Genomic DNA, 15756 nt, shown 5'->3' with positions numbered 1-15756 from the left:
ACTCCGGGGCGTTTCTGTTTGCGGCGGATGATTCGAGCTTACTTGTAGCCGGCCCGGTCGTAGATCATCTGGGCCTTCACCTGGTACATCTCCAGCTGCTTCACCGGCAGGGTGTCGGCCTTGAACTTGCCGAGGGCGTCCAGCGCCTTGTTGCTCACCTTGACGGAATCGACCACCGGCCACTCGTTGTTGCCATCGGCAAAGTAGCGCTGGGCGTCGTCCGAGGCGAGGTATTCAAGGAACTTCACCGCCGCTTCCTTGTGGGGCGCGTGTTTCAGCACGCCGGCGCCGGACACGTTGATGTGGGTGCCGGTGCTGGCCTGGTTGGGCCACACCACGCCGACGCGCTCCATTGCCTTCACGTCTTCCGGTTTGGTCGAGCGCATCATGCGGGCGATGTAGTAGGTGTTGGAGAGCGCCACCTGGCATTCGCCGGCGGCCACGGCCTTGATCTGGTCGGTGTCGCCGCCCTTGGGCGCGCGGGCAAAGTTGGCCACCATGCCGCGGGCCCATTCTTCGGTCTTGGCCTCGCCCTGGTGGGCAATCACCGAGGCCCCGAGGGACAGGTTGTAAGGGTGTGAACCCGAGCGGGAACACAGCTTGCCCTTCAGCGCCGGCTTGGCAAGGTCGTCGTAGTTGCGCACTTCGTCGGCCTTCACGCCCAGCTTGTTGTAGATGATGACCCGGGCGCGGGTCGAGAACGAGAACCAGTCGTCGGCGCGCAGGTGAGCAGGAATGCGCGATTCCAGCACCTTCGACTTCACCGGCACGAACAGGCCCAGCTCATGGGCCTTGGCGAGGCGCGCGGCATCCACGGTGAGCAGGATGTCCGCCGGGCTGTTGGCGCCTTCGTTGCGGATGCGCTCGAGGAGCTCGTCTTCCTTGCCTTCGATGCGGTTGATGCGGATGCCGGTCTGCTTGGTGAAATCGCTGTAGAGCGCTTCATCGGTCTGGTAATGCCGGGCCGAGTACAGGTTGAGTTCCTTGTCGTCGGCCTGGGCGCCGAAGGCGATGCCGGCCAGGGCGGCGGCGAGCACGGTGGACTTGCAGTTCATCGGTTGGACTCCGGAAAAAATGCGCATTCAAAAACTGAATGACCCGAGTCTAACCAGCCTTCTCGAAAATGTAAATGCGACTGATTCTCAAAATCAAGTTTCACCCCGGGCCGCTATCGCTGCGGCGCGCAGCTTGGTCACCGACTCGCCGCCGATGCCCCAGTTGTCGGTTTCCACCTCGTCGATGATGACGAAGGTGGTCGAGCGGTTCTTGCCCAGCACGTCCTGCAGGAGCTGGGTGACGCCCTCGATGAGCGCGGCCTTCTGGGCGGCGGTGGCGCCTTCGCGGGTGATGCGGATGTTCACGTAGGGCATGGTTTCTCTCCGGGGTCGGGTGGGTTGGCTTACAGCATCTGGCTGTGGATGAAACGGTATTCCTGGGTTTTGCCGGAATAGCCCCAGGCGTCGGCAGGCGGTTCGTGGAGTGTCACGTAGCTGGCCGGATTCAGCCCGGGCAGCGCCGCGGCCAGCGCATCGAAGGCAGCGCGAATGAACGCGGCCTTCTGGGCCTTGGTGTTGGTGCCTTCGGTGATGCGGATCTCCAGCACCGCGCCAGACTCCCCTGCCTCCAGCGCCGCACCGCCCACGAACCAGCCACTTACCGGCAGCGGTTCGATGGCGACCACGGTCAGCTCGCGCTTCTTGCCGAGCAGTTCGACGGTGAGATCGGTAAGTCTGGCTGCCAGATCAGCGGTGGCGACGGCAGTGGGTGAGGCGTAGGCGAGTTTCAGATAAGGCATGGCGAGTTCTCCTTTGCGTGTGAGATGAAGAGCCGATCAGCCCAGCCGCTCCCGGCGGCGCGAGACTTCCAGCAGCAGTGCGCTCAGCACCAGCGCGGCGGCGGCCAGCAGCACGGGCAGTTCGAACCCGGCGTCGCGCCCGCGCACTGCCACCAGCAGCGGCCCGACGATCTGCCCGACGCCATAACAGGCGGTGATGAGCCCGATCCGGCGGGCGGTGGTCTGGGCGTCCGGCACCCGCGCAAGCCACTGGGCCAGCCCGGCGATGCCCATGAAGGTGCCGCCGAGCAGCACCGCGCCGGCCATTGCCGAGGCCACGCCATCCACCAGAACCGGCAGCGCCACGCCGACGGCCTGGATCAACGTCGCGGCGATCAGCACCGGATACACGCCGCGACGGAACGACAACCGCACCCACAGGGCGGTAGCCGGCAACGCGGCAAGGCCCACCACCAGCCAGCCGGTGAGCGCCGCATCGGCGGTGCCCGACTGGCTGCGCAGGATGGTCGGGAGAAAGGTTGCATTGACGATGTAGCCAAACCCGGCGAGCCCGTAAGCCGCCGCCAGCCAGCCCAACGGCGGCGCCACCGCCGGGGCTGCGGGCGCTGTGCCCGCAACCGGCACCACGCGCCCCCTGGGCACCAGCACCGCGCCCACCACCAGCGCTGCCACGCCGGCCACCAGGCCCAGCATCCGCCACCCGACGAGGGCGCCGCCGGCCAGCTGCTGCGCGACGATGGCCGAGGTGACGATGCCCGCGCCAACGCCCATGTAATGCAGCGCGCTCCACCCCGCCGCGCCCACGTCGGCCAGACTGCGCAGCACGATGCCGGTGGCGTAGACATACACCGCCGCGCTCGCCACGCCCGACACGAAGCGCAGCGCGCACCAGCCGCCAAAGCCCAGGTCGACGCTCATCGCCAGGGTGGTGAGCACGCTGGCGACGAGCCCGCCAGCCAGCCGCCGCGCCGGGTCGGCGTTGCGGCTGAAGGCCGCCCACAGCGCCCCGGCCAGGTAGCCCAGGTAGTTCATCGCGGCCAGCAGGCCGGCGCTGCCGATGTCCACCAGCCCGTCGTCGCGCATCTGGGGGAGCAGCGCGGTGAAGGCAAAGCGGCCAATGCCCATGGCCAGCAGCAGGGAGAGCAGCCCGGCGGCGGCAATGACCGGCGGGCTGGACAGGACGGATGGAACTGGAACGGTGGTGCTCTGCATGACTGCTCTCCCGGTTTCGGATGCGTGCAGGTTACGCGCGACAGATCAGCACTAAAAATGATTTAATAGGATCAACTCCATCACAAAAAGAGATGATCATGGATCTCGCCGATCTGCGCCTCTTTCGTGCCGTGGCCGAGGAAGGCAGCGTCACCCGCGCCGCCCAGCGCCTCCACACGGTGCAGTCCAACGTCACCACCCGCCTGCGCCTGCTGGAAGAAAGCCTTGGCACCCCGCTGTTTGACCGCATCAATCGGCGTTTGGTGATCACGCCGGCCGGAAGCCTGCTGGAAAGCTACGCCGACCGCCTGCTCAATCTGGCCGACGAGGCCCGCGACGCCGTGCGCAGCGCCGCCGCACCGCAAGGGTTGCTGCGGCTGGGGTCGATGGAAACCACCGCCGCCACCCGCCTGCCGGCGGTGATCGCGGATTTCCGGCGGCGTCATCCCCAGGTCGAGCTGCGCCTTGCCACCTCCCACACCGCCGGGCTGGTGCAGGACGTGCTGGCCCATCAGCTTGATGCGGCCCTCGTCGCAGGCCCGATCAACCATCCGGATCTCGAACAGCTGCCGGTGATCCGCGAGGAGCTGGTGCTCATCAGCGCCGCCGACTGGGCGCCGATCGCCTCCAGCGCCGATCTTGTCGCCCGCGGGCCGGTGGAGCTGATCACCTTCCGCGAAGGCTGCAGCTATCGCCAGCGCCTGCTCGACTGGCTGTGGCGCGACGGCGTGCCCATCGCCCGCACCAGCAGCTTCGGCACCTTCGAGGCGATCGTCGGTTGCGTGGCGGCGGGGATGGGCGTGAGCCTGGTGCCGCGGGCGATCATCAAAGGGCAGCTTGACGATACGGCGGGCGTGCTTCGGGTGCATCCGGTGCCGGACGACGTGGCGTGGGTGACGACGGTGATGATCTGGCACAAGGCCCGCAGCCGCCAGCCGGCGCGGGAAGCCTTTGCCGGCAGCCTTGCGGCGAAGCTCGGCGAGTACGGAGCGCTGCAATGATGATGGAGATCCAGCCCGAGAAACCCTGGTCGGCCGCCTGCGAACGCAACCGCGGCCCGATCCTTGAGGTGCTGCGCGAGCACTTTGCCGATCGGCGCCAGGTGCTGGAGGTGGGCTCGGGCACCGGCCAGCACGCGGTGCATTTTGCCACCGCCCTGCCCCACCTCGTCTGGCAGACCAGCGACCGGCCCCAGTGGCTGGCGGGCATCCGCCTGTGGCTGGATGAGGCGGCGCTACCCAACACCCCGCCGCCGCTCGAACTGGACGTGACCCGCCCGTGGCCGGCGGGCGGCTTCGATGCGGCGTTCTCGTCGAACACCCTGCACATCATGGGCTGGCCGGAGGTGGAGGCCTTCTTTGCCGGGCTCGATGGCGCGCTCGGCGCCGACGCGCTGCTGGCGATCTACGGGCCGTTCAATGAGGGGGGAAAGTTCACCAGCGAGAGCAACGCCGCTTTCGATGCGGCGCTGCGGGCCGACGACCCGAAGCGTGGCATCCGCGACCTGGAGGCCGTCGATGCCCTCGCCCGGGCGCGGGGCTTTGCGCTGGTGGAAGACCGGGCCATGCCCGCCAACAACCGCTGTGTGGTGTGGCGGCGCAGGCCCTGAAGGGTCAGGAGCGGTTGAGGCCGAGCAGCCCCATCGGGCCGTTGGAGGTGTTGAGCACCACCGAGCCGATGCCGCCGCCCTGCTGTTGCTGCACGCCGTAGATGGTCAGCGCGCCGGTGTCGAACGAGAACACATCGCTACCCACCTTCATCAGGAGCTTGGCAGAGTTGGGGAACCACGCGTACGCCATGTCGTTCTGGCTGCCGGAGGTGGACGGATAGCCCAGCTCGGCGGGCCACCAGTTGGCGTTGTTCACAAAGTCGCCGCCGAAGGACGGCGCGGCCTGCTGCACGGGCTCGCGGTGCTGGGACAGATCGGTCAGCAGCGCGCCCACGCGCCACTTCAGGCCTTCGTTGAACATGTCGCCGATCATCATCATGCCGCCGCTCATCCACTGGCCCATGCCACCCAGCTCGGGGTGGCTGAACTGGGCCTGGCTGAAGCCGCCGGCCTGCAGCGCGGCATAGGCGGCGCGGCCGGCGTCGGCACTGAAACCGTGGCGGGCGGCGATGTCGTCGATGGTGCTCATGGGGGTTCTCCTGTCGGAATGATCTGAATTGGTTTGGCCGGTTCGGGCGCGTCAGGCTGTGATGGGGCCGTCGTCGGTGGACAGGGCTTCGGGCCGGCGGCGCGGCAGCTCGGCACCGGAAAACGCGTCTTCGATGGCGATGATGGAGATGTTGGGCGGCTCGGCACGCACGCCGCCGAAGATCGTCGCGTAGGAGACATCGGCGGCATCGCGGCCGACGCCGAAGCGCATCAGCCCCATGGGGATCGCGGTGCCGGACGGATCGAAGAGATACCAGCGGTCGCCCAGGAAGACTTCGACATAGGCATGGAAATCGCTCGGGCCGAGGGCCGGGTCTGCGCCGTAGTCGATCCCGGTGGCAAAGCGCGCCGGCATGTTGAGCGCGCGGCACAGGGCGATCATCAGGTGGGCGAAGTCGCGGCACACGCCAACCCGGTCGTGCAGGGTATCCACCGCCGAGGTGCTGGCGTTGGTGGTGGCCGACTTGAAGCGCACATGGCTCGCCACCCAGTCGCAGATGGCCTTGACCCGGGCATAGCCGGGCCGCAGCTGCCCGAATTCGCGCAGCGCCACGTCAAACAGACGGTCGGACTGACAGTAGCGGCTGGGATACAGATAGGTGAGCACTTCGGCCGGCAGACGCGAGACGGGCTGCTCGGCGATGAGTTCGGGCGCCGCCACGTGGTGCTGGACTTCGACCGTGGCGCTGTAGCGCAGGCGCAGCGGGCCGGGTTCGGCCTTCAGGCGCATGTAGCGGTTGGAAGTGGCGGCGTCGGTGTGCACCTGCGGGAGCAGGAACTGGCCGATCTCCATCATTTCCGTCAGCACCCGCTGACGACGGGTGTGCGCGGCGTGGATGTTGAAGATGAAGTCGCAACCGGGGGCAGCGACCTCGTAATTCAATTCCACCGAGAACTTCAGCCTGATCATGGGCATTCCAAGAGAGCGTGCTTTGACGCGGGATTGCGCCTGATTCAGCAAGACAAATAGGCTTCGCTCGGGCAGCAGCGTGGCTCCGGCCCGGTTGCGAGACCCTTCATCCTACTCTGCGGCGCTGCAACATGGCGGGTTTTCTGCGCAGTTGAGCGGTTTTCGGGCCGATCAGCGGCGGTACAGATTGACTTCGTCGCGGGTTGCCAGGGCCACCTTGCGGGCGGCGTCGGCAAAATCCTCGCCCTTGCCGGCGTAGAGGATCGCCCGGGACGAGGAGATCATCAGCCCGGTGCCTGCGGCGGTGCGGCCGGCCTTGACGGTGGCTTCCACATCGCCGCCCTGGGCACCGATGCCGGGCACCAGCAGCGGCAGATCACCCACGATGGCGCGCACGTCGGCGAGCTCCTGGGGGAAGGTCGCGCCGACCACCAGGGCGTTCTGGCCGTGGGTGTTCCACTTGCCGGCCACGAGTTCGGCCACGTGCTGGTAGAGCTTGCGGCCGCCAGCGATCTCCAGGTTCTGCAGATCGGATCCGCCCGGGTTGGAGGTGCGGCACAGCACGATCAGGCCCTTGTCGGCAAATTCGAGATAAGGCTCGACGGAATCGAAGCCCATGTAGGGATTGACGGTGAGCGCGTCGGCCTGGAAGCGTTCGAAGGCCTCACGGGCGTACTGCTGGGCGGTGGCGCCGATGTCGCCGCGCTTGGCGTCGAGCACCACGGGCACCTGAGGGTGCTTGTCGTGGATGTGGGCGATGAGATCCTGCAGCTGGTCTTCGGCGCGGGCGGCGGCAAAGTAGGCAATCTGCGGCTTGAAGGCACAGGCCAGGTCGGCGGTGGCATCGACGATGCCCTTGCAGAAGGCCAGCACGGCATCCGGGCGATCCTTCAGGTGGGCCGGGAAGCGGGCGACGTCCGGGTCGAGGCCGACGCACAGCAGGGAATCATGGCGCTGCCAGGCGGCAGCCAGCTTGGAACGGAAATCCATGGAGAGGGCGGGCCGCGTGCGGCCGGGGCAGTTGAATGTCGGCGCCGATTTTACCAGCCCTTGGCGTGCCACCGCCGGCTGTGCAAAACGGCACATGTTGCGTCACAACATGCTCCACCCCGTTTCAGCACCCTCGGGGCAGTTGTTCAGTAAATGAACAGCATAAATGTGACGAAAAATCACGTCCCCACCGCGTCAAAACAAAAAATTCCTTTTCGTAACATAAGCTTGTTCTATTTTGATCCGGATCTGGCCCCGAGCTGGCACAGCCTTCGCAATGGGTAGTGCGCTCCGTAACGGCGTGTTTCAAGGCGCGATCGACGCTGGAATGCGACAACGGGAGGAGCGGAGCACAAGCGCAGGGCCGTGGCCGTTGCGCTGGTGAAATCAAACAGAAAATTCCGGAGACAAAAGATCATGAAGAAGTCCCTGCTGGCTCAGTCCGTCGCCCTCGCCTGCCTTGCCGCTGCCGCCGGTGGCGCCCAAGCCGTGAGCTTCACCCAGAACGATGTCACCCTCGACATCAACGGCACCATCAACGGCTTCTACGTCAACCGCGAGTCCAAGACCACCGTCGCCGGCGGTCCTGAGACCAAGACCCAGAACAGCGCCCTGACCAACGGCCTGCTGCCGGGCTGGATCAACTTCGTGGTCACCACCAAGGCCGCTGACCAGGACATCAAGGCTCACTTCAGCTTCGCCCCGGGTATCAACGATTCTTCCTCCGTGGTCGGCCTTCCCTCCACCGTCGGCACCGGCGCTGGCGCCGTGCCGGGCGCTTCCAGCCCGTACAGCCAGATCGACGTGCGTAACGTCTACTTCCAGTTTGGCAACAACGACTGGGGCACCCTGAAGTTCGGTCGTGACATCGGCCTGTTCGGCCAGAACATCATCCTGTCCGACATGACCCTGCTGGGCGTCGGCGGCACCTCCAACGCCGGCATCCCGTTCAACACCACCTTCGGCATGATCGGCCACGGTTACATGTATACCGGCTTCCAGGCCCAGATCACCTACACCACCCCGAACTTCGACGGCCTGCAGGCTTCCGCTGGCATCTTCCAGCCGAGCTCCTTCGCGGGCGACCAGACCAAGACCCCGGGCTTCCAGGCCAAGGTCGATTACGACTGGAAGGGCATGGCGCCGGGCAAGGTCTGGGGCGGCCTGATCACCCAGAGCACCAGCTGCTCCAAGGGCTCCACCTGTGACGGCACCGGCACCAACCCTGACAAGTCCTTCACCGCTTCCGGCTACGAAATCGGTGCCAAGGCCAGCATGAACAACTTCGGCGCTGTCGCCTACGCCTTCACCGGCAAGGGCCTGGGCCTGTCCACCGTGGGCGCCCAGTTCTTCGGCGGCTCCGATGGCCTCGGCAACAAGACCGACTCCAAGGGCTACTTCCTGCAAGGTACCTACCAGTACAACAAGACCAAGTTCGGTATCAACTTCGGTCAGAACAAGGACAACGACGGCATCCTGGGTGCCGGCAACGAGCGCAAGAACAAGGCCTACACCCTGGGCGTCTATCACAGCCTGAACAAGTTCGTGACCCTGGTCGGCGAACTGAACCAGGAAAAGATCACCAGCACCGTGGATGACAGCGAAACCAAGAACCGCACCCTGTCCGCCGGCGCGATCCTGTTCTTCTAGGCCACACACATCGGATGGACGGGCCGCCACAGGCCCGCCATCGAAACAGTCTCTTGCTGTGTTCTCCCTCCTTCTGGCGCCCCCGTGGCGCCATCTTTTTTTGTATCGTCCGATCTTCGTCGTTCCACCGGAGCCGCCGATGTCGCGCCCCTTCTTCACGGCCCTTGCGGCCCTCGCCTTTGTGCTCACCAGCCCGGCCGCTACGGCCGACGGCATCGTCGAGCAGCGCATCACCCCCAGCCGCTACGCCGACGCCCGCGAGGCGCTGGTGGATGCCATCGAGGCCGAAGGGTTGATTCCTTCCCCGCCGAGCGTCTTTGGTGACATGCTGTCCCGCACCGGCCCCGCGCTGGGCGAAGACAAGCCCGTCTATGCCCAGGCCGAGGTGCTCCACTTCTGCAGCGCCCGCATCGCCTGGCAGATGGCGAAGGAGAACCCCCTCAACGTGGCCCAGTGTCCCCTGTCGATGGCAATCTTCACCCTCCCCGGCGATCCATCCACGGTGCGTCTGGCGTGGCGCAGCGCGGTGGGCGACAGCCCCGGCGCCCGCGCCGCCAACGTCCTGCTCGCCCGCATCGCCCGGCAGACCGCCGACAACGCCGGGCGGGTCAGCATCCGCGACTGATCGCCGGGAGTCTCGCCCGAAGCCGCCTCCCACGGTATAGTCCGCACCGCTTCGAAAACCCCACCGGATTCACGCCTCAAGCATGACCCAGAAAACCTACACCGCCGAATCGATCACCGTTCTCAAGGGCCTCGAACCCGTCAAGCAGCGGCCGGGGATGTACACCCGTACCGAGAACCCGCTGCACGTGATCCAGGAAGTCATCGACAACGCCGCCGACGAGGCGATGGCGGGCTTCTGCCGCAAGATCGGCGTGACCCTGCATCTCGACGGCTCGGTGAGCGTTTCCGACGACGGCCGCGGCATTCCGGTGGAGATCCACCCGGTCGAGGGCGTGTCGACGGTCGAGGTGGTGTTCACTCGCCTCCACGCTGGTGGCAAGTTCAACAAGACCGACGACGACTCGGCCTACCGTTTCTCGGGCGGCCTGCATGGCGTGGGTGTGTCCGTCACCAATGCCCTCTCCCACCGGCTTGAGGTGGAAGTGGTACGAGACGGCGGCCGGCACCGGCTGGTGTTCTCGGGCGGCGATGTGATCGAGCCCCTCGCCCGCCTGGGCGATGCGCCCAAGAAGCAGAGCGGCACCACCGTGCGCGCCTGGCCCGACGCCAAGTACTTCGACGCCCCCGACCTGCCCCGCGCCGAACTCGAGCGCCTGCTGCGCTCCAAGGCCGTGCTGATGCCGGGCCTTGAAGTGAGCCTCGCCATCGAAGGCGGCGACACCCGCACCTGGCTGTTCGAGGAAGGCATGCGCGGCTACCTGGGCGAAGCACTCACCGACGAGCCGCTGATCCCGCTGTTCTCCGGCGAAAAGTTTGCGCCCAAGGGCGACGAGACTTTCGCCGCCGGCGAAGGCGCCTCGTGGGCCGTGGCATGGACGCTGGAAGGCGCCCCGGTGCGCGAATCCTACGTGAACCTCATCCCCACCCCGGCCGGCGGCACCCACGAGGCCGGCCTGCGCGACGGCATCTTCACCGCCATCAAGAACTTCATCGACCACCACGCGCTCTTGCCCAAGGGCGTCAAGCTCACCGCCGACGACGCCTTCGGCCGCGCCTCCTTCCTGCTCTCGGCGCGGGTGCTCGACCCGAGCTTCCAGGGCCAGACCAAGGAGCGCCTCAACAGCCGCGACGCTGTGCAGCTGGTATCGCGCATGGTGCGCGACCCCTTCGAGCTGTGGCTCAACGAGCACGTCGATTACGGCAAGAAGCTCGCCGAGCTAGCCATCAAGGCCGCCCAGGCCCGCGCCCGCGCCGCGCAGAAGGTGGAAAAGCGCAAGTCGTCCGGCGTGGCCGTGCTGCCCGGCAAGCTGTCGGATTGCGAATCCGAGGACATCGAGCGCAATGAGCTCTTCCTCGTCGAGGGTGATTCGGCCGGCGGCAGCGCCAAGATGGCCCGCGACAAGGATACCCAGGCCATCCTCCCGCTACGCGGCAAGGTCCAGAACGCCTGGGAGGTGGATCGCGAGCGGCTCTTCGCCAACGCCGAAATCCACGACATCGCGGTGGCCCTGGGCGTCGATGCCCACACCCAGGATTCCGAGCCGGATCTCTCCGAGCTGCGCTACGGCAAGGTCATCATCATGTCGGATGCCGACGTGGACGGCTCCCACATCCAGACCCTGCTGCTCACCCTGTTCTTCCGCCACTTCCCCAAGCTCATCGAGCGCGGCCACATCTACGTGGCACAGCCGCCGCTGTATCGCCTCGACGTGCCCGCCTCCGGCAAGAAGCGTCCGCCGCGCCGCCTCTACGCCCTGGACGACCAGGAGTTGGCGTCCCTGCGCGATCGCCTTGGCCACGAGGGCGTCAAGCCGGATCAGATCGAGGTGGGCCGATTCAAGGGCCTCGGCGAGATGAACCCCGAACAGCTCCGCGAGACCACCATGGACCCGGCCACCCGCCGGGTGCTGCCGGTGCATGTGCGCGGTGGCGCCTTCGAGGAGACCCAGCGCATGTTCACCCTGCTGATGGGCAAGGGCGAAGCCTCCGGCCGCCGGGCCTGGATGGAAGAGAAAGGCGACTCGGTCGAAGCCGACGTGTGATCCGTCCCCTACTCGCATCCACACGGCCGGGATCTCCCGGCCGTTTTTTCGTCTGCGACAGGTTGGCGGCGACCTGCGTCCGGGCGAAGTCGGCGTGATTCCCGATCGTCTGATCTCGGTCAACCTCACCCCATTGATGTGTAAAACCCTGATTGACCATACGGATGCGTATGGAAGAATCCGCCCAGGTTGAGTTTGCGGTCGGGCCGCGGATTCAAGCCTGCAGCGGGTTGTGTCCCGACCCCGTGTGAGATCCAGTTGCAGCTCCCCGCGCAGCGTCGCCCCGAACTGTTGCTTCATCTTTCTCGTCGGCCGGGCCCGCCCGCCCTTGCCAACAAGAAAAGAGGAAAGCCATGAACGCCATCCAGCGTCACCTGGGCTGGGGTGCTGTCGCCTTGCTGGGCGCCACTGCCACCGCCATCGTCGCGCTCAACCGCGGAGAGACCATCAACGCCCTGTGGCTGGTCATCGCCGCTGTATGCAGCTATCTCATCGCCTACCGCTACTACAGCCTGTTCATCGCCGAGAAGGTGATGGAGCTCGACCCCAAGCGCATGACCCCCGCCCTGCGTCACAACGACGGGTTGGACTACGTGCCGACCAACAAGTACGTGCTGTTCGGCCACCACTTTGCCGCCATCGCCGGCGCCGGCCCGCTGGTGGGCCCGGTGCTCGCCGCCCAGATGGGTTACCTGCCGGGCATGCTGTGGATCCTCGCCGGCGTGGTGTTTGCCGGCGCGGTACAGGATTTCATGATCCTGTTCATCTCCACCCGCCGCGACGGCCGCTCTTTGGGCGATCTGGTCAAATCCGAGCTCGGCGCCGTGCCCGGCGTGATCGCCCTGTTCGGCACCTTCATGATCATGGTCATCATCCTCGCGGTGCTGGCGCTGATCGTCGTGAAGGCCCTGGCCGAATCCCCGTGGGGCATGTTCACCGTGGCCGCCACCATCCCCATCGCGCTGCTCATGGGCGTGTATAGCCGCTACATCCGCCCGGGCCGCATCGGCGAGATGTCGATCATCGGCTTCGTGCTGCTGATGGCCTCGATCATCTACGGCGGCGACATCGCCGCCAGCCCCACCTGGGGCCCGCTGTTCACGTTTGATGGCAAGCAGCTAACCTGGCTCCTGATCGGCTACGGCTTCGTCGCCTCGGTGCTGCCGGTGTGGCTGCTGCTGGCGCCGCGGGATTACCTGTCCACCTTCCTGAAGATCGGCACCATCGTCGGCCTCGCCATCGGCATCGCCGTCGTGGCTCCCAACCTGCAGATGCCGGCCCTCACCAAGTTCATCGACGGCACCGGTCCGGTGTGGTCGGGCAGCCTGTTCCCCTTCCTGTTCATCACCATCGCCTGTGGCGCGGTGTCGGGCTTCCATGCGCTGATCTCCTCCGGCACCACCCCCAAGTTGCTGGATAACGAGAAGAACGCCCGCTTCATCGGCTACGGCGGAATGCTCATGGAGTCCTTCGTGGCGATCATGGCGTTGGTGGCCGCCTCGGTCATCGAGCCGGGCGTGTACTTCGCGATGAACAGCCCAGCCGCCGTGATCGGCAAGACCGCCGAGAGCGCCGCCCAGGTCATCAACCAGTGGGGCTTCGTGGTGACGCCCGAGATGCTCCTCCAGACCGCCCAGGACGTGGGCGAGAAGACCATCATCTCCCGCGCCGGTGGCGCCCCGACGCTGGCCGTCGGCATGGCCCACATCCTCTCCAACGCCCTCGGCGGCAAGGCGATGATGGCATTCTGGTATCACTTCGCGATCCTCTTCGAGGCGCTGTTCATCCTCACCGCCGTGGATGCCGGCACCCGCGCCGGGCGCTTCATGCTGCAGGATCTGATGGGCACCTTCGTGCCGTCCATGCGCAAGATGGATTCGATCTTCGCCAGCCTCGTCGCCACCGCCCTGTGTGTGGCTGCGTGGGGCTACTTCCTGTATCAAGGCGTGGTCGACCCGCTGGGCGGCATCAACACCCTGTGGCCGCTGTTCGGCATCGCCAACCAGATGCTTGCCGGCGTGGCGCTCACCCTCGCCACCGTGGTGCTGTTCAAGATGAAGCGCCAGCGCTATGCGTGGGTCACCGCCGCGCCCACCGTGTGGCTGCTGATCTGCACCCTCACCGCCGGCTGGCAGAAGGTCTTCCACGACAACCCGAAGATCGGTTTCCTGGCCAACGCCCACAAGTAGAGGGTCGGCCGGGATTCATGTGAAATCCTCGAAAACCACAGCTAACCGCCAGATTTAGCGCAGGAAAATCAGCGGCAGCTATTTCGATTGATGGCGCCAACCAGCCTTGTGACTCAACAGCGGCGGATCAAACAACGTGCCGCACACGACATTGAACAAGTAGTTCGAATTCATTATCCCGCCACAGAACTCTGGTTCAGTCGCGATGGTCATTCCTGCCATTCGTGGCAAAACCCAAGACATGAGCAATCCTTTTTGATCCAGGCAGGCTTGGATCTCGGCTTGCTCGACCAGTTTAAGCTTGTCGCCTCCCCCGCATGGGTCCGGGCTTTCAGTGAAGTAATCGAGATCGATATCGAGGATAACCGAATCGTATTCCTGCCCTGAGACTGCCTCGGTCAGTTGCTCCACCGATTCATAACAGCGAACTACGTGCTTTCGCCCTTCGATATCAACGAAATCCTCCGGGCATTCGTCACGCTGCTTCTGTACCACGTGGATATCGCCAATCAGGTTGAGATAGGCGGCAGCCAGGATATGTCCATCGTTTAGGACATGTAGCCTGTCCCAGCAAAAGTAACTGACAGCCTTGTAGTCGGCCGTATCAAGCGCACCGAGCCATTCGCATTCGAGGTCGCAAGGTTGCGCGAGATCCTGATGCCAGTCCAGGGAGATCAGGGTTGGCGGATTGGGACGATTGTGCTGCTTGTTACGCCACTTGAGCCAATAAAAGAAAGCGAAGCGATGATCCTGAACGATTGCCACCTCGATCGCCTGTTTCCTGTCGACCGGATGGGCCATGATGTCGTAGTAAGTTCCCGGTGGTCGAATATACTCACTGGACTCCATGTAGTTGTCTCCGTTTTTCGATCTGTCGTATTCGTTGCTGAGAATGGTACTTGGCCGGTTCAAAAATTCCACCGCTGAACTGACAATCCAGATTTATTTGCCCGAGTCAAAGAGTGACTCCTGCTTCTTGGTGCCCCCCTTAGGTTTACCGCTTACTTTCGGCGCCGCTGATTGACTGACGGTGAGCTTTTGCAGGATCTGTTCGTGGCTCGCTAACACGGCTTTCGCTGCGGTCAATTCAGCCTCTAGGCGAACGCCGGCATGGGTGGACTCCTCAAGCTTTTGAGCATAGCCCTGGGCCTCGATGAGCAATTCTTCAACTCGCGTTGCAGCCTGTGCCTGGCGCTCTTCTAACTGTTGATTCTTCAACTCGGAAACAGCCAATTGCTCTCGGGCTGTACGTAGCGGCCGAATCTCGGTTTCAAGTCGGTGCAATTCGGCACGAAGATGGCCCTGTTCGCTGGACAAGCGGGCATTGTCCTCGTGGCTACGGATGAGTTCCTGTTGTTTCGCGTTCACTGTTTCCTTGACTGCCCGCAATTCGCCCTGCAAAAACTGAATCTGCTGCTCGAACTGACGCTGATCTTGCTCCCGTTGCTCCTTCGCCGCAGTGCGGAAATGCTCCAGCGCCTCTCTGGCGTGCCGGTGCTTCTCTTCCAGCGATACGCGGTGCGCATCTTCCTTAGCCAGCAACCCCTCCATATCCAGGATACGCTGAGACATTTGCGCCCGAACGATTCTCTCTTCCTGAAGCGTGGACAGGGTTTCGGTATGCGCCGCTCTCTCTGCCGCCAATTCCACGGCCTGACGCTCAGACTGACTGCGGAAGGATTCCGCTTCGTTACGTAATGCGGTGATGCTGTCGTTCAGCGCTGCAATTTCTGCCTTGTGCTTGTCGGTCAGAGCCGCCAAGCGCTGATCAGCTTCTTCATGCAGGCGCTCAGCGAGTCTGCCAGCCAGATCCTGGATGGCTTCGCTGACGGCAACCTGAGCGCCGGTACTCCCGCCTTCCTCTTCCTCGATTTCCTTCAAGTAGCGGTGGATCGTGCCTTTCGAGCCGGTATTGCCTAGTTCGCCTCGGATGGCATCGATTGATGGGTAGCGCCCCATTGCCAACAGATTGTTACGCGCTCTGACGACTTCTGATTTGTAAATTCCGGCTCTGGCCATGGCATCCTCGAATTTCGTACCGTATTACGTAATATGATATTACATACTATGATTACGCAACGCAATGTTTTAAATATACGAAATCTAAGACGTGATAATGGTTGATTATTTAGTGTGATGGCTGATTTTTTGAAATTTTGTCCTTGGAGCAGTACGAATCGTAG

At 64.4% G+C, this 15756-nt stretch carries 15 protein-coding genes; 6 read left to right on the top strand and 9 right to left on the bottom strand.

What is annotated here, in order from left to right; translation table 11 throughout:
- Positions 1 to 38 precede the first annotated feature (38 nt).
- From Q0672_RS12475 to Q0672_RS12460, 4 genes are all read right to left on the bottom strand, one after another.
- Positions 39 to 1055 carry a Fe(3+) ABC transporter substrate-binding protein gene (locus Q0672_RS12475; RefSeq protein WP_298622608.1) on the bottom strand — a complete coding sequence of 339 codons (1017 nt, stop codon included), beginning with the start codon at positions 1053 to 1055 and terminating at the stop codon, positions 39 to 41.
- A gap of 93 nt (positions 1056 to 1148) precedes the next feature.
- A complete protein-coding gene (locus Q0672_RS12470) occupies positions 1149 to 1370 on the bottom strand; it encodes a 4-oxalocrotonate tautomerase family protein (RefSeq protein ID WP_298622606.1) in 222 nt (73 codons plus the stop codon).
- Between the two features lie 29 nt (positions 1371 to 1399).
- Complete coding sequence (locus Q0672_RS12465; protein ID WP_298622604.1) at positions 1400 to 1795, bottom strand: tautomerase family protein; 396 nt, start codon at positions 1793 to 1795, stop codon at positions 1400 to 1402.
- Positions 1796 to 1831: 36 nt separating this feature from the next.
- The gene (locus tag Q0672_RS12460) at positions 1832 to 3007 is read right to left on the bottom strand and encodes a YbfB/YjiJ family MFS transporter (protein WP_298622602.1); all 1176 of its coding nucleotides are present in this window, start codon (positions 3005 to 3007) and stop codon (positions 1832 to 1834) included.
- A gap of 98 nt (positions 3008 to 3105) precedes the next feature.
- On the opposite strand from Q0672_RS12460, the gene Q0672_RS12455 reads away from it, so the two are divergent.
- Both Q0672_RS12455 and Q0672_RS12450 read left to right on the top strand, forming a co-directional pair.
- The gene (locus Q0672_RS12455) at positions 3106 to 4008 is read left to right on the top strand and encodes a LysR family transcriptional regulator (RefSeq protein WP_298622600.1); all 903 of its coding nucleotides are present in this window, start codon (positions 3106 to 3108) and stop codon (positions 4006 to 4008) included.
- Entirely contained in the window at positions 4005 to 4616 is a 612-nt protein-coding gene (locus tag Q0672_RS12450; protein WP_298622598.1) for a DUF938 domain-containing protein, read from the top strand. The genes Q0672_RS12455 and Q0672_RS12450 overlap by 4 nt, the downstream gene beginning before the upstream one ends.
- Positions 4617 to 4620: 4 nt before the next feature.
- Here the strand turns inward: Q0672_RS12450 and Q0672_RS12445 are convergent, their stop codons facing one another.
- The 3 genes from Q0672_RS12445 to pyrF all read right to left on the bottom strand — a co-directional run bounded on the left by Q0672_RS12445 (position 4621) and on the right by pyrF (position 7065).
- On the bottom strand, positions 4621 to 5145 hold the full coding sequence (locus Q0672_RS12445) for an SHOCT domain-containing protein (protein WP_153163010.1): 525 nt from the start codon (positions 5143 to 5145) through the stop codon (positions 4621 to 4623).
- 51 nt (positions 5146 to 5196) lie between these two features.
- Complete coding sequence (locus tag Q0672_RS12440; RefSeq protein ID WP_153163009.1) at positions 5197 to 6075, bottom strand: transglutaminase family protein; 879 nt, start codon at positions 6073 to 6075, stop codon at positions 5197 to 5199.
- 171 nt (positions 6076 to 6246) lie between these two features.
- Complete coding sequence (gene pyrF, locus Q0672_RS12435; RefSeq protein WP_298622594.1) at positions 6247 to 7065, bottom strand: orotidine-5'-phosphate decarboxylase; 819 nt, start codon at positions 7063 to 7065, stop codon at positions 6247 to 6249.
- A 417-nt stretch (positions 7066 to 7482) separates the two neighbouring features.
- Here pyrF and Q0672_RS12430 point away from each other — a divergent pair, with 417 nt between their 5' ends.
- From Q0672_RS12430 to Q0672_RS12415, 4 genes are all read left to right on the top strand, one after another.
- A complete protein-coding gene (locus Q0672_RS12430; RefSeq protein WP_298622592.1) occupies positions 7483 to 8715 on the top strand; it encodes a porin in 1233 nt (410 codons plus the stop codon).
- Positions 8716 to 8854: 139 nt separating this feature from the next.
- Positions 8855 to 9340: a DUF302 domain-containing protein gene (locus Q0672_RS12425; protein WP_298622590.1), complete on the top strand. Its 486-nt coding sequence runs from the start codon at positions 8855 to 8857 to the stop codon at positions 9338 to 9340.
- A gap of 82 nt (positions 9341 to 9422) precedes the next feature.
- Positions 9423 to 11384, top strand: coding sequence for a DNA topoisomerase IV subunit B (gene parE / locus Q0672_RS12420; protein ID WP_298622588.1), 1962 nt, complete (start codon positions 9423 to 9425; stop codon positions 11382 to 11384).
- A gap of 353 nt (positions 11385 to 11737) precedes the next feature.
- The gene (locus tag Q0672_RS12415; RefSeq protein WP_298622586.1) at positions 11738 to 13573 is read left to right on the top strand and encodes a carbon starvation CstA family protein; all 1836 of its coding nucleotides are present in this window, start codon (positions 11738 to 11740) and stop codon (positions 13571 to 13573) included.
- Between the two features lie 78 nt (positions 13574 to 13651).
- On the opposite strand, the gene Q0672_RS12410 is transcribed toward Q0672_RS12415, so the two are convergent.
- Both Q0672_RS12410 and Q0672_RS12405 read right to left on the bottom strand, forming a co-directional pair.
- Complete coding sequence (locus tag Q0672_RS12410; RefSeq protein ID WP_156862708.1) at positions 13652 to 14422, bottom strand: UPF0489 family protein; 771 nt, start codon at positions 14420 to 14422, stop codon at positions 13652 to 13654.
- A gap of 93 nt (positions 14423 to 14515) precedes the next feature.
- Entirely contained in the window at positions 14516 to 15592 is a 1077-nt protein-coding gene (locus tag Q0672_RS12405) for a DNA-binding protein (RefSeq protein ID WP_156862707.1), read from the bottom strand.
- Positions 15593 to 15756: the final 164 nt, after the last annotated feature.

The organism is uncultured Zoogloea sp., assembly GCF_937894855.1.
GTDB lineage: Bacteria > Pseudomonadota > Gammaproteobacteria > Burkholderiales > Rhodocyclaceae > Zoogloea > Zoogloea oryzae.
The sequence above is the reverse complement of the archived record's forward strand: the minus strand, read 5'-3'. Positions and strand labels throughout refer to the sequence as shown.

Excerpts from the sequence above, each read along its gene's own strand:
- Q0672_RS12430 (WP_298622592.1), top strand. The coding sequence starts at position 7,483 with ATGAAGAAGTCCCTGCTGGCTCAGTCCGTCGCCCTCGCCTGCCTTGCC.
- Q0672_RS12460 (WP_298622602.1), bottom strand. The coding sequence starts at position 3,007 with ATGCAGAGCACCACCGTTCCAGTTCCATCCGTCCTGTCCAGCCCGCCG.
- pyrF (WP_298622594.1), bottom strand. The coding sequence starts at position 7,065 with ATGGATTTCCGTTCCAAGCTGGCTGCCGCCTGGCAGCGCCATGATTCC.
- Q0672_RS12470 (WP_298622606.1), bottom strand. The coding sequence starts at position 1,370 with ATGCCCTACGTGAACATCCGCATCACCCGCGAAGGCGCCACCGCCGCC.
- Q0672_RS12450 (WP_298622598.1), top strand. The coding sequence starts at position 4,005 with ATGATGATGGAGATCCAGCCCGAGAAACCCTGGTCGGCCGCCTGCGAA.
- Q0672_RS12475 (WP_298622608.1), bottom strand. The coding sequence starts at position 1,055 with ATGAACTGCAAGTCCACCGTGCTCGCCGCCGCCCTGGCCGGCATCGCC.
- parE (WP_298622588.1), top strand. The coding sequence starts at position 9,423 with ATGACCCAGAAAACCTACACCGCCGAATCGATCACCGTTCTCAAGGGC.
- Q0672_RS12445 (WP_153163010.1), bottom strand. The coding sequence starts at position 5,145 with ATGAGCACCATCGACGACATCGCCGCCCGCCACGGTTTCAGTGCCGAC.
- Q0672_RS12425 (WP_298622590.1), top strand. The coding sequence starts at position 8,855 with ATGTCGCGCCCCTTCTTCACGGCCCTTGCGGCCCTCGCCTTTGTGCTC.
- Q0672_RS12415 (WP_298622586.1), top strand. The coding sequence starts at position 11,738 with ATGAACGCCATCCAGCGTCACCTGGGCTGGGGTGCTGTCGCCTTGCTG.
- Q0672_RS12410 (WP_156862708.1), bottom strand. The coding sequence starts at position 14,422 with ATGGAGTCCAGTGAGTATATTCGACCACCGGGAACTTACTACGACATC.
- Q0672_RS12405 (WP_156862707.1), bottom strand. The coding sequence starts at position 15,592 with ATGGCCAGAGCCGGAATTTACAAATCAGAAGTCGTCAGAGCGCGTAAC.
- Q0672_RS12455 (WP_298622600.1), top strand. The coding sequence starts at position 3,106 with ATGGATCTCGCCGATCTGCGCCTCTTTCGTGCCGTGGCCGAGGAAGGC.
- Q0672_RS12440 (WP_153163009.1), bottom strand. The coding sequence starts at position 6,075 with ATGATCAGGCTGAAGTTCTCGGTGGAATTGAATTACGAGGTCGCTGCC.
- Q0672_RS12465 (WP_298622604.1), bottom strand. The coding sequence starts at position 1,795 with ATGCCTTATCTGAAACTCGCCTACGCCTCACCCACTGCCGTCGCCACC.